The 13,070-nt window shown below is 35.1% G+C and carries 13 protein-coding genes and 1 riboswitch; of the genes, 9 read left to right on the top strand and 4 right to left on the bottom strand.

Annotated elements, in window-relative coordinates; genetic code table 11:
* Window positions 1-7: 7 nt before the first annotated feature.
* The 4 genes from EDD72_RS03250 (at window position 8) to sigK (ending at window position 4,667) form a co-directional block, all read left to right on the top strand.
* Window positions 8-1,294 (top strand): peptidase U32 family protein, encoded by a 1,287-nt coding sequence (locus EDD72_RS03250; protein WP_132767201.1) that lies wholly within the window; start codon window positions 8-10, stop codon window positions 1,292-1,294.
* Window positions 1,295-1,936, top strand: a complete 642-nt coding sequence (udk, locus tag EDD72_RS03245; RefSeq protein ID WP_132767200.1) for a uridine kinase — start codon at window positions 1,295-1,297, stop codon at window positions 1,934-1,936. It abuts the gene before it with no gap.
* A 78-nt stretch (window positions 1,937-2,014) separates the two neighbouring features.
* Window positions 2,015-3,829 carry a peptidoglycan D,D-transpeptidase FtsI family protein gene (locus EDD72_RS03240; RefSeq protein WP_132767199.1) on the top strand — a complete coding sequence of 605 codons (1,815 nt, stop codon included), beginning with the start codon at window positions 2,015-2,017 and terminating at the stop codon, window positions 3,827-3,829.
* A 121-nt stretch (window positions 3,830-3,950) separates the two neighbouring features.
* Window positions 3,951-4,667: an RNA polymerase sporulation sigma factor SigK gene (sigK, locus tag EDD72_RS03235; RefSeq protein ID WP_132767198.1), complete on the top strand. Its 717-nt coding sequence runs from the start codon at window positions 3,951-3,953 to the stop codon at window positions 4,665-4,667.
* Between the two features lie 113 nt (window positions 4,668-4,780).
* Here the strand turns inward: sigK and EDD72_RS03230 are convergent, their stop codons facing one another.
* Genes EDD72_RS03230 through EDD72_RS03220 form a run of 3 tightly spaced genes read right to left on the bottom strand, consistent with a single transcriptional unit; the run spans window position 4,781 to window position 6,863 of the window.
* Window positions 4,781-4,903 (bottom strand): cyclic lactone autoinducer peptide, encoded by a 123-nt coding sequence (locus tag EDD72_RS03230; protein ID WP_132767197.1) that lies wholly within the window; start codon window positions 4,901-4,903, stop codon window positions 4,781-4,783.
* Entirely contained in the window at window positions 4,887-5,519 is a 633-nt protein-coding gene (locus EDD72_RS03225) for an accessory gene regulator ArgB-like protein (protein ID WP_132767196.1), read from the bottom strand. Before EDD72_RS03225 ends, EDD72_RS03230 begins: the two co-directional genes overlap by 17 nt.
* 12 nt (window positions 5,520-5,531) lie before the next feature.
* Window positions 5,532-6,863: a sensor histidine kinase gene (locus EDD72_RS03220; RefSeq protein ID WP_132767195.1), complete on the bottom strand. Its 1,332-nt coding sequence runs from the start codon at window positions 6,861-6,863 to the stop codon at window positions 5,532-5,534.
* 252 nt (window positions 6,864-7,115) lie between these two features.
* Here EDD72_RS03220 and EDD72_RS03215 point away from each other — a divergent pair, with 252 nt between their 5' ends.
* The 5 genes from EDD72_RS03215 (at window position 7,116) to EDD72_RS03195 (ending at window position 11,626) form a co-directional block, all read left to right on the top strand.
* Window positions 7,116-7,508, top strand: a complete 393-nt coding sequence (locus EDD72_RS03215; RefSeq protein WP_132767194.1) for a DUF302 domain-containing protein — start codon at window positions 7,116-7,118, stop codon at window positions 7,506-7,508.
* A gap of 170 nt (window positions 7,509-7,678) precedes the next feature.
* Window positions 7,679-8,353, top strand: coding sequence for a response regulator transcription factor (locus EDD72_RS03210; protein ID WP_132767193.1), 675 nt, complete (start codon window positions 7,679-7,681; stop codon window positions 8,351-8,353).
* A gap of 477 nt (window positions 8,354-8,830) precedes the next feature.
* A riboswitch (cobalamin riboswitch) is annotated at window positions 8,831-9,016 on the top strand.
* 137 nt (window positions 9,017-9,153) lie between these two features.
* Entirely contained in the window at window positions 9,154-10,188 is a 1,035-nt protein-coding gene (locus tag EDD72_RS03205) for a FecCD family ABC transporter permease (RefSeq protein WP_132767192.1), read from the top strand.
* A gap of 3 nt (window positions 10,189-10,191) precedes the next feature.
* Window positions 10,192-10,968, top strand: a complete 777-nt coding sequence (locus tag EDD72_RS03200; protein ID WP_132767191.1) for an ABC transporter ATP-binding protein — start codon at window positions 10,192-10,194, stop codon at window positions 10,966-10,968.
* A gap of 346 nt (window positions 10,969-11,314) precedes the next feature.
* Window positions 11,315-11,626, top strand: coding sequence for an MTH1187 family thiamine-binding protein (locus EDD72_RS03195; RefSeq protein WP_132767190.1), 312 nt, complete (start codon window positions 11,315-11,317; stop codon window positions 11,624-11,626).
* Window positions 11,627-11,672: 46 nt separating this feature from the next.
* On the opposite strand, the gene EDD72_RS03190 is transcribed toward EDD72_RS03195, so the two are convergent.
* Window positions 11,673-12,983 (bottom strand): hemolysin family protein, encoded by a 1,311-nt coding sequence (locus EDD72_RS03190; RefSeq protein ID WP_132767189.1) that lies wholly within the window; start codon window positions 12,981-12,983, stop codon window positions 11,673-11,675.
* Window positions 12,984-13,070: the final 87 nt, after the last annotated feature.

Here is a 13,070-nt window from a genome sequence, read left to right as displayed (position 1 = left end):
GAACAGCATGAGTATCATTTCAAGAGAACAAGAAATCATAAAACCTGAACCGGTAATTATCAGAAAACCAGAATTACTGGCACCTGCAGGTAACTTAGAAAAACTAGAATTCGCGGTACGATACGGTGCAGATGCGGTTTATATCGGTGGACAACAATTTGGCTTACGTGCAAAAGCAGGTAATTTTACTTTTGAAGATATGGAAAAGGGTGTGGATTTTGCTCATTCTCGTGGAGCAAAAGTATTTGTTGCGACCAATATTATTGCTCATAATGATGATCTAAATGGTTTAGAAGATTACCTGAAAACATTATATAAAATTGGGATCGATGCGATTATTGTTGCCGATCCAGCGATCATTACAATAGCAAAACAATTGGTTCCTGAAATAGAAATCCACTTAAGTACACAGATGTCTACGACCAATTGGCAGTCGATTCAATTTTGGAAAGAAGAAGGAATCTCTAGAGTCGTGCTAGCCCGTGAGGTTTCGATAAGGGAAATTCGTGAAATCAAAAAGCATGTGGATATAGAAATTGAAGCCTTTATTCACGGTGCGATGTGTATCTCTTACTCTGGTCGTTGTGTTCTATCTAATCACATGACCAGTCGTGATGCGAACCGTGGAGGTTGTGCTCAATCTTGCCGTTGGAAATATGATTTATTTGAAGATGGAATAATCGAAGAAGAAAATGTTCAAGATAAACAAGAAATTCCATTATTTCAAGAGACAGATGATCCTTATACGATGAGTTCGAAGGATTTATGTATGATCGATTCGATCCCAGATATGATTGAAGTAGGGGTTGACTCTTTAAAAATAGAAGGTAGAATGAAGAGTGTCCATTATGTGGCAACCGTGGTAAATGCTTATCGTCAAGCCATTGATACCTATGTCACAGATCCAAAGAATTATAGATTTAACCCTGCATGGTTAGATGAAATTGAAAAAGCAAGTCATCGCCCATTGACGAAGGCCTTTTATTATCGAATGCCAAATAAAGAGGATCAAATCTATGGAGAAGGACCAAAAGTAAGGAAGTATGATTTTGTAGGCCTTGTCCTGAATTATGATGAAAAAACAGGTATAGCTACAATTCAACAAAGGAATAATTTCCAAGTTGGACAAGAAGTTGAATTCTTCGGCCCAAATACGAAATTTATTCAGCGGATTGAACGAATTGTGGATGAAGAAGGAAATGAACTTGACGCAGCGAGACACCCACTACAAATTGTGAAAATCAAAGTAGACCAACCTGTTTATCCTTATGATATGATGCGGAAGGAGAATTAAATTATGCAAAGACCCGTTGTAATCGGAGTAGCCGGTGGAACGGGATCAGGAAAAACAACAGTCGCTAGGCGGATTTTAAAGAGTTTCCCTGATCAACAAGTACTCATGATCGAACAAGACTCCTATTATAAAGATCAATCTCATTTGCCTTTTGAACAAAGGGTAAAAACCAATTACGATCATCCATTTGCTTTTGATAATGACTTATTTCTTGAGCATCTTCATCGTTTGTTAGCCTATAAACCGATTCAGAAACCAATTTATGATTTCACCGTTCATACCCGTAAAAAAGAAACGGTTAAACTCTTACCAAAAGAAGTCATTATCATTGAAGGAATTCTTGTTTTGGAAGATAAACGGTTACGCGATTTAATGGATATTAAGATTTTTGTTGATACGGATGCAGACGAACGCTTTATTCGCCGATTAGTAAGAGATATCCGTGAAAGAGGAAGAACCATGGAGTCTGTCATCGATCAATATTTATCAGTTGTTCGTCCTATGCATCTTCAATTCATCGAACCAACAAAACGTTATGCGGATATTATTATCCCTGAAGGTGGAAAAAATAAAGTCGCGATTGATTTACTTGTGACAAAAATAAAAACGATTCTTGCGGAACGTGAAGCTAGATCGATCTAGTCTTCACTTTTTTTATGTTTATCTCCCCTGAAATCTGTCGATGATAGTATTACCTTACATCTATAGGGGAGAAAGAAAATGTCGATAATACAAAGCCGCAAAAAAAGAATGTTTCGGGTGATGTTGCTCATCGTATTCCTCTTTGGAATTGTAATCGGGCGTTTAGCCTGGATTCAAATCATTGCTACGAAAGACTTTTCCAAGCATCATATCAACTTAATTGAAAACTCTGTGAAACAAAGACAACAGTCATTTGTTTTATCAAGTGGACGAGGAAACATTTATGATCGGCATGGGATTTCACTTTTAGGTGAAAAAGAACTGCAAACGGTTATTGTTTTTCCTTTTATCAGAGAATCGATTGAACGCAGTAAGATCGAAGCGTTAACCAAAATCCTCCAAATAGATGAACAGTCTTTAGTTAAACAGTTAAAAAGTTTAAAAAGGCCAACTTATTTACAACAAAACGGCCAACCGATTACAGTTAGCACTTACCAGCAAAAAGAAATCGAATCTTTACAAATACCGGGGATTATTGTGAGCAATTATCATTTTCAGGATGAAGAGCAGATGGTTGCTAAACATTTGATCGGTTTTTTAGCAAATGATCCGAAAGAAATTGAAGAAAAATATCATGAATCTCTCGAAGAAGGTTTATTAAATAGAAACAGTTTGATTGGCCGTTCAGGATTACAAAAAACCTTTCAAGAGATTCTTCAAGGAACAAAAGAATCAAAGATCGCTTATTTTGTCGATAATCAGGGCAAACCATTAAATGGTCTGGCTTCAAAATATCAAATCCAAGAGGATCAGTTTTACCCACTGTCACTTGTAACCACCATCGATAAAGAGATGCAAAAGGCAACAGAGGAAATTCTGCAAAAGGAACTACAGGCAAGCGGTTTGAAAGAGGGAAGCATAGTCATTCTTGATACTAAAAATGCAGATATCTTAGCGATGGCAAGTGCTCCAGATTTTAATCTTAATCAAGTTGATCCGAATTCAACGAATTGGAATAATAAAGCGGTACAAGTGATCGAGCCAGGTTCCATTTTCAAAACCCTTATCGCAATAGCAGCGATGGAGGAAGGTGTGGTAAAAGAAGGAGAGAAGTTCTTTTGCTCTGGAGATTACGGAAGCGAACAATTCACTTGTTCTAAGGCCCATGGAGAAATTACATTTGAGGAAGGATTTGCGGAATCTTGTAATATCGTATTTGGAGAATTGGCGAAACGATTAGGTCCAGAAAAAATCGAAGAATATGCTGAAAAGCTAGGTTTAGTTGGTATCGTAGGATGGACAGATGAATTTTTTAAGCAAGAAAACTTCAAACAAATCGATAATGAGCAATCCAATCGTGTCTTTTATGAGCCAATGAAGAGAAAAGACCTTGGTTCCATTCTCCGAACTGGAATCGGTCAACAAGATGTACGAATTTCACCGTTAGCTGCAGCCAATTTGATTGTAACGATTCTTCATCATGGCGAAGTATATCAGCCGCGTTTGGTTGAGAAAGTCATCTACAAAAACGAAACAGAATACTTTGAATTTCCAATACAAAAAAGGGAATCGCTAATTGGAAATGAGCGGTCTTATGAAAGACTAAAAAAGATGATGGAGAAAGTGGTTGATGAAGGAACAGGGCGATATCTCAATCAAGCAAGATGGGATTTAGCTGGTAAATCAGGAACAGCAGAAACATCGGTTAAAGGTGTGTACAATAGCTGGTTTATTGGTTATGGCCCAGTGGAAAGACCACGTTATGCGATTGCTGTTGCAATTAAGAATGTAGATACTCGAAGTTTATCTGAGCTTGAAAAACAAGTAAAAGAACGAATTGCAAAAAAAATATTTTTAGAGCTCATGGATGAATTGGCACTCAAGAAAAAATAATCCCAATGGAAAACCCCCATCTATATTTTTTTTATTGAATTGAAAATGTACAGGCACAATTAAGTTGGCCTATTACATAGAATATAATAGTTTTTTCTTTAAACGCCTAGGGGGTGACAAAGTGCCGGGGATTTTTACTGCTCTTGCGTTATTGTTTAAAGAACTCTCCTTATTTGTATCGTATGTCAAAAATAATGCCTTTCCTCAACCATTAGATGAAAAGGAAGAAGAAAAACAGATTGAGCTATTATTAAAAGGCAATAAAAATGCAAGAAATAAATTGATTGAACATAACTTACGACTTGTTGCCCATATTGTGAAGAAATTTGAAAATACGGGAGAAGATGCTGAAGATTTGATTTCAATTGGAACCATTGGCCTAATTAAAGGAATTGAAAGCTATCAATCCAATAAAGGAACAAAATTAGCAACTTATGCCGCACGTTGCATTGAGAATGAAATATTAATGCATCTACGCTCACTAAAAAAATCAAGAAAAGATGTTTCACTTCATGATCCAATTGGTACGGATAAAGAAGGAAATGAAATCACTTTAATTGATGTACTTGGAACAGATTTAGATGTTGTTGTGGATGAAGTTCAATTGAAGATAGAAAAGAGTAAAATCTACAATCATCTGCATATTCTAGATGATCGAGAAAAAGAAGTGGTGATTGGCCGGTTTGGATTAGTAGATGGAAACGAACGAACGCAACGAGAGATTGCAAAGGAATTAGGGATTTCACGTTCTTATGTATCTAGGATCGAAAAACGAGCATTGATGAAGTTGTTTAATGAGTTCTACCGAGCAAGCCGAAAAAAAGTACAGAATGATTAATATTTATAAAGGATGTTGATGAAGAACATTCTTTTTTTCAAAAACATTGATTAACTTATTTAAATACATTTGCTACGTTCCTTTGCTTATAATATGGAGAAAAAAAGCCCAAATTAATGGGCTTTTTTTGATTTGGGTGGATCTGGTTGATAGATAAAATACACGCTAGCGGCGGATGTTTCAATTCTAGCTACCATTGCAAATAAAGAAGCAATCTTCTTATATAATTTTTTCATTTTTATACCCCCCTTTCTTTTTAAGATCGAAAAACTTGTCTATCATCTTAAAGGTGTTAGAACCTAGAGGTGTTAAAGTATAAGATTGAATGAGTATTCCAAAAGAAGAGTAAATGGCAAAGGTTTTTGAATGTAAATATTTGGTAAAAAATAAACTTAGAATAAACCATAAAGATAGAAACAAAAAACTTTTCCATTTAAAACTTGATTTTTTCTCAATGGGGATTGGACGGTTTGTTGCACTTATTGGAACAAAAAATATTGTAGATAAAATACCAATTAGATAGGTAAATACTGTTAATATTACTGGAGAGAATAACCAATCCTTTGTTATTATTATTGAAGGGATTAAGAATAAAATTGTAGAGGAAATTAGACAACGAAGAAAAGTTGAAAGATGAATTCCTCCGGAAAAAATACGGAAAAAAGCAAATGAAAAAGCAACAATTAACATTTTGGCTGTTACCCCAAAAAGTGACGATATCCATATAAAGAAAACAATCTTTAAAAGAACACTAAGAGTAATCTCAATACCGTACCTAATATAATCTACGTCCTCTCGTTCGGCAGCATGAGCTAATTTAGTGGCCAATATGTAGGAAATAGTTGTTAACATTATCTATTCACCTCATAATGGGATTTTCATAATAAACTCCGTTTTATGATCATCTGACAAAACTTCAATCGAACCATGATATTTTTCGATTATCTTTTTGACAATTGATAATCCGTATCCATGCTGACCATTTGCTTTTTTTGTTGAAAAACCTTGTTGGAAAATTTTTGAGAGTAGCTCTTTTTCGATTTTTGGTCCGTTATTTGCTATTGAGATGACTGCTTCATTCCCTTGTTTATCCCAAATAAATTCAATTTTGGGATTTTTAACCGGAAATTCAGTTACGGCTCGCAATGCGTTATCTAAAATATTGCTAATGATTTTTACGAGATCATACCCTTTTATTGTAGGAAAGATATCACTTGTTTTTGTTATAACTTCTAGAGCAACTCCCTTTGATTCAATTTCATTCCATTTTGAATGTAATAGTGCGCTAACGGGAATGTTTTTAATTTGTGTTACACGATTTAACGATTGTATATTGTTAACAAGTTGCTGAATATATTGTTTCAGTTCATCAAAACTTTCAGTCTTAGCGAGTATGTATAATGTTTGAATTTCATTGAGATAATCATGTCTTTCACTTTTTAAAGTATGGATTAAATTTTGAATATTTTCATGATAGCTATCTTCGTATTGGATAATTTCTTTTTCTAAATGATAGTTTTTAAGTTTGATTGTAAAATAAATAAGTACGATGTTGGCGATAATGAGTATTAGACTGACTATTGGGAACCCAGAAATTTTAAATATGATTTCTTTATGTAAAAATTGATATTCTTCGATGTAAAAAGCGTAATTCATATAAATAATAAGATAACCTTGTAAAAAGGCAAAAACAAAAATCATTGTCCAATAAAGCGCTTTTTTCCTATCATAGCCATTTTGATTGAAAAATGATAGAATTGATTTATTTTTTTTATGTAGAATCCAAGTACCCAACATTAACGGGGATAAATATAAAAAAGTGATAAGGAACTTTAAAGGAAATGATTGCAAAATATCATCTATGTTTATAAATTGTCCTACTACGATCACAATAATAGATTCAGTAATCAATAAGCTAAAAAAAGTACTAAAAAAAATGAAAAAAGAACGAATCCAACTATTTTTTAATATAAATTTGTATAAAAGAAAGCTTGAAGTTAAAGTAATAAGAATTCTAAAGTCGGATAAAATATTTATCTTCCATAAAAGATCAGAGAACAATCCAGAGAAAGCGGCCATGAATAGAATTTGTTTTTTTATTTCAGAAAAACGATAACCAAAAAGTGTTGTTCCCCATAAGAAGATCGTAAAAAATTCTGGAAAGGTGATAAATAAGTAGTTCAGAATAAAACTCATTCTATGATGCCTCCAAATTTATGCAATTTTCTATAAAAATAAGTTCTCCATTTTTTTCTAAAATCCTTTCATTTAAAAGAATAAATTTTAAAAATAAAAAGAGGCTAAATATCAGGATCAGCACTTATCATCACTTTTTAAGAAAAGTTCAAAAAAAATTAGAATGATTCTTGTCTATATAGTAAGAAAAAAAGTAAAATGGAAAGTGAAAATAGGAATTATTCCTAAAAACTTTTTTGGAGGGGTATAGATATGGAACACTTTGAATATGTTGTAGCATCAAATAAAGAGTTTGAACAAACCATTGAGGCAATTGATGCAGAATTAAAGAAGATTGCATTTAAAATTGTAGCTCGTATTAACATTCATGAGAACATCTTAGCGAAAGGATACGATTTTAAAAAGAAGGTTAGCGTATTAGAAATTTGCAATGCGGGTGAGGCTTACGAAATCCTTTCTTTAGGTACTGAAGTATCCATCTTCCTACCATGCAAAATCACGGTTACTGAAGATGAAAATGGTGTAAATGTTCGTCTACCAAGACCTACTTTCCTATTAAATCAATATGGAAAAGAAGAGTGGAATAAAATCGCTGACAAAGTAGAAGGTTTAATGATCAGCGTGATGGATGCAGCAGCAAAATAAGTTTTACATACGAAACGTTTCCCATTGTGTGATATACACAGTGGGATTTTTTTTTTTTACAGGAATTATTTCTGATTTTATGGTAAACTAATCCAAAAAGATCATTTGATTGATCTTCATACTTTCTTTATAGTTTCATTCTACAATCAGTTTTGTAGGAGTTGATAGCTATGACTAGGATCTTAATCGTTGATGATGAATTTCATATGAGACAACTACTGCGAATTTATTTACAACAACATCATTATCAAGTAGATGAAGCAGAAAATGGAAAAGAAGCATATGATAAAATCCTAAAAGAAGAATATGATTTGATGGTGCTTGATATCATGATGCCTGTCATGGATGGTTGGGAAACATTAGAGAAAGTGAGGAAAGTTTCTGATTTACCCGTTTTGATGCTAACAGCAAAAGGCACGACAGAGGATAAAGTAACTGGACTTACATCTGGAGCCGATGATTACTTGGTAAAGCCATTTGAAGAGGCAGAGTTGGTTGCTCGTATCCAGGCCTTATTACGAAGAACACAAAAAAATACAGAAGAAGATGAGTTATTAAAATATAAAGGGATTGTTTTAAATCTCTCAGCGCGGATTGCTACTTACTTAGAAAAAACGATCAACCTTACTCAAACCGAATTTGATTTATTGGAAATCTTAATTAAGCACAAAGGGAAAGTCCTTTCACGAGAACAATTGGTTGAACTGGTTTGGGGTATCGATTTTATGGGAGAGGATCGAACCGTTGATTCTCATATTAAAAATCTGAGAGAAAAACTTCGAAAAGCTGGATTAGAAGAACAAATCATAAAAACGGTATGGGGAATCGGATATAAAGTAGAATAAGAATGAGGGATTTGAATCTATTTTGAAGGAATGAAGTGGGAATCATGAGAAAATTTTTATGGGTTATTTTTTCTGTATTTTCAATTTTTGTTGGTGTTTCCTTCCTCTTGTTCGCGATTCGGATGATTTGGTTTCCTCCATATAAGATGGGGATGATGATGGGTAGAGGGATGATGGTGCACCATATGTATTTTTGGATGAGAGGAACGTTTTGGATTTTCTTAATACTGATTGGAATCCTGATTGTGAATAGGTTTATATTTTACAAACACAAAAAAATGAAGTGATAAATGAAACAGTTTAAAAGAAAACAATTTTTCTTTTATCGATTAGGCTGTTCTCCCAGTGTGTTACTGACTCAGACGATGACTCATTCAGTCGCTTTTTTTGATTGCGAAGATGAATAAAAAATTCTGACAATAGTTTGCTATTGCTTGTGAATTTTTTGTAGTGCGCTATAATAGACACAGAAAACAAAATAGCGTGTGATAAATAGGTTCCTACTGATTCAATCAGAAGGATGAAAAGGGAAATCGGTGAAAATCCGATGCGGTCCCGCCACTGTATTTGGTAGAAGCCTCCTCAAGAATCCACTGTCGTTAGATGGGAAGGAGTGGAAGGTATGCCATAAGCCAGGAGACCTGCCTATTTATTATTAAGGAAGCTAAACCTTCGAGGAAAAGGGGAGGCATCAATAAACTGATTAACTCATCATGTTACTTTGATCCCTTTTTATCTTCGATAAAAAGGGATTTTGCTTTTAATTTGCTTTTTCTATCATTATTTCAATAGGTGAAGTTATGAATCAGAAAAGAAACATGATCATTTGGACAGGAGGGCTTATCCTCTTGCTCCTAATTTCAATCTTTGCAAGTGTCTCGATTGGCTCTGTTTCAGTAGCACTACCAACAACGACAAAAATTTTGATTCACCATATTCCGTTTATTAACAGTACTCCAACATGGGAGGCTAGTGAAGAATTAATCGTGATGAATCTAAGATTGCCTAGAGTTTTCCTCGCTATCCTAATTGGAGCTATGCTATCGGTATCTGGCGTTGCCTTTCAAGGAGTATTAAGGAATCCACTTGCTGATCCTTATATTCTTGGTGTTTCCTCAGGGGCTGCATTAGGTGCGGCAATCGCGATTCTTTTTATACCGAATCTTATGTTGTTTGGGCGGTTTACTTTGCCTATTTTTGCTTTTCTTGGCTCAGTACTAGCGTTGATTTTGGTACTGCTAATATCGGGTAAACAACGGCATCGAGGAAGTGACTCCTTCATTCTAGCGGGAGTGATTGTGCAATCGTTTATGGGGGCCGTTTTATCTTTTCTGATCACCATATCAGATAAAAAACTTCAATCGATTGTTTTCTGGATGATGGGGAGTTTAGCTAATCATGATTGGCAGGATGTCTGGGTACTGATTCCTTATTTCATGATTGGGACACTATTCTTACTCATTCAACAACGTGATCTTAATATCCTTTCTCTTGGTGAAAATGCGGCAATTCATTTAGGAATGGATGTCCAGAAAAAGAAAGTTTTGATCTTAGCTTTTGCATCACTTTTGGCTGCATCGGCTATTTCGATCGTGGGAATCATCGGATTTATTGGTCTTATCATTCCTCATTTGATCCGTATCGTATTTGGTTCCAATCATAAGATCTTATTACCGGTCTCTGTGATTGCTGGTGGAATTTTCTTACTCTGGACCGATACCTTAGCAAGGACTATTATTCCTTCAAGAGAGATTCCAATCGGTGTTCTTACTGCGTTTTTGGGTGCACCCTTTTTCGCCTATCTATTTTATAAAAGTCGAAATGGGAGGAGTTAAAAAATGAGTCTCTTCCAAGTGAATCATGTTTCCCATTTTTTTGGTCAAAAACAAGTGTTGTATAATATACATTTTGAAATAGAAGAGGGAAGTATCCTTGGCATCATCGGACCAAATGGAAGTGGGAAAACCACCTTACTCCATGCTATGAGTGGTTTGTTTGACGTTGATGAAGGAGAAATCTTATTTCAGGGAGAAAAAATAACGAGCTATCGAAAAAAAGAGTTGGCTCGAAAAATAGCGGTCATGTCCCAGAAAGGGACACCACCTATTTCTTTTACGGTAGAGGAAGTGGTCGCGATGGGAAGATACCCGTGGTTAAACTTCTTTTCAAGTCTATCAAGTCGTGATCTATTCATAGTTAAACAGACCCTCCATCAGCTAGGATTATGGGAAAAGAGAGCACAACAAGTTGCAACCTTAAGTGGTGGAGAAAGGCAATTAGTCTCGCTTGCACGAGCCATGGTGCAACAACCAGAAGTGCTTATTCTCGATGAACCAACTACTTATCTAGATATTGGTCACCAAATGGTTGTGCTAGAGCACATCCGTAGATGGCAACGAGAAAAAGGAATTACTGTGATTATGGTATTGCACGATCTCAATTTAGCAGCACAATATTGCAGTCAATTGTTGCTAATTCATGATGGTAAGATGGAGTCTCTAGGAAAAGTGGAAGAGGTCATTCGCGCGGAAGAAATCGAACGGGTTTATCAAACAAAACTGATTGTAGTGAATCATCCGAAATTAAAAGTACCACAAATTCTCTTACAAGCATAAGTCTATGAAGTTGCACCTTCCGTTTGGATTAATGGGAGATAATATAATTCTGATTCCACTACTTTCCATAAGTTCCGCAAGATTAGAATGTCTTTCTTTAAACTTTTCAAGCTCGTCAGTAAATTTATCGTGATTCTTCTTGATATCATCCAAGGTAGGTAGTTTTCTGACAAACGCCATTTTACACTTCGACATGACAAGTAGATTCCCATCAAATCGAATATTGATCTCCTTTTATATTCCGTTTTTCATTATATATGAAATGCTTTGTCTAGTTGTATTTCATAAAAGTTATTTGCTAAAATTGGAATAAAGATGCTGAATCCATGATAAGGAGGATGGTTCAATGGCAATTGTAGAAGTAACGATTACCCCGTTAGGAACAGGAACACCAAGTGTGAGCCAATATGTAGCAGATGTCCATAAAGTACTAGAGGAAGCACCAGAACCCGTTCATTTTCAATTAACTGCGATGAGTACGATCATCGAAGGTGATTTAAAAGATATCATGGCAGTAATTATGAGAATGCATGAAGTTCCTTTTGATAAAGGTGCATTACGTGTATCGACCCTCATACGAATTGATGATCGAAGAGATAAACCAGCTTCGATAGAACAAAAAGTGAAATCCGTAAACGAAAAGTTAGGTCATGCATAGGAGAAACAGAAGAAGACTACAAAGTAAGAAAGTAGTCTTCTTTTTTTTAATTTTCTAAAGGCATATGTTCTTCATTGGTTCTAATATGTATTTTGCTAATTCGAAATCGATCCATTTTTTCGATCGTGAATACGATATCCTCAAAGTCGATCTGCGATCCTTCATGTACGTCAGGGAGTTTGGAATAAAGCCAACCACCAATCGTATCCATATCCTCGTCATTTTTTAAATTGATACCGAATTTTTCTTCAATATCTTCAAGAAGAACCTTTCCGTCGACTAAATACTCATTTTCTGCTATTTCCTCGATCATCGGCCGCTCTTCTTGGTCAAATTCATCTCGAATTTCTCCAACGATTTCTTCCAACATATCCTCAAGAGTGACAAGTCCTGCTGTTCCACCATATTCATCCAACAGAATGGCCATTTCTGTTCGTTCCTTTTGCATTCTTTTTAGCAGTTCATGGACGGGAGTGGTTTCAATCGCCATCAGTGCTGGATGAGCATAAGTTTCAAGTGCTTGATGTTTCCCCTTTATGTAGTCTAGAATCAATTCCTTCGAATTAACAATCCCGATTAAGTGATCTTTATCATCCTGTACAAAGGGATAGCGGGTGAATTTTTCTTTCTCGATAATCTCCAAATTTTCCTCAAAAGAAAGGTTATTATACAGACAGACCATCTCTGTTCTTGGAATCATAATTTCCTTCGCTACCCGATTATCAAACTCAAAAATATTATTTACGTAATCATATTCTGTTTGGTTGATTTCTCCACTTTCGTAGCTTCTAGAAAGAATATGCTTTAGCTCTTCTTCGCTGTGGACATTATCATGTTCGCTAATTGTTGGGAATCCCATCAGACGAACCAATAGATTGGCACTCCCATTTAATAACCAGACAAAAGGAAACAAGATAGTATGGAAAAAAATTAATGGTCTTGCAGTTGCTAAAGCAAGTGGTTCTGCCTTTATGATCGCTATTGTTTTTGGTGTCAATTCACCGAGTACCACATGTAGATAAGTAATCAGGGTAAAGGCTACAATAAAACTAATGGTTGATTGAATCTGAGTTGGGAGATGAAAACGTTCAAAAATAGGTAGTAAGAGTTCATAGAAAGTAGGTTCCCCCAACCACCCTAAGGCTAATGAGGATAAGGTAATCCCAACCTGTGCAGTAGAAAGATATTCATTTAAGTTATGAATAATTTTTTTTGTATGTAATGCCTTACGATTGCCATTTGCAATCAGTTGATCGATTCTTGATTCTCGAACTTTAACAATAGCAAATTCTGCGGCAACAAAGAAGGCAGAGAAGAAAATAAAAAATATGGTTAATACTATATATAATAGTTGCAAAAAACCACCCTCTATAGCTGATACCAAAAAATAGTAGATTCCATTTGTAGTTACTACTTAGTGTAGATAAAAAGTTAAAAATCATGC

Source organism: Tepidibacillus fermentans (assembly GCF_004342885.1).
In the GTDB taxonomy this organism is placed as follows: Bacteria; Bacillota; Bacilli; order Tepidibacillales; family Tepidibacillaceae; genus Tepidibacillus; species Tepidibacillus fermentans.
Note: the sequence above shows the minus strand (reverse complement) of the source record. Positions and strands in the feature narration are given on the sequence as shown.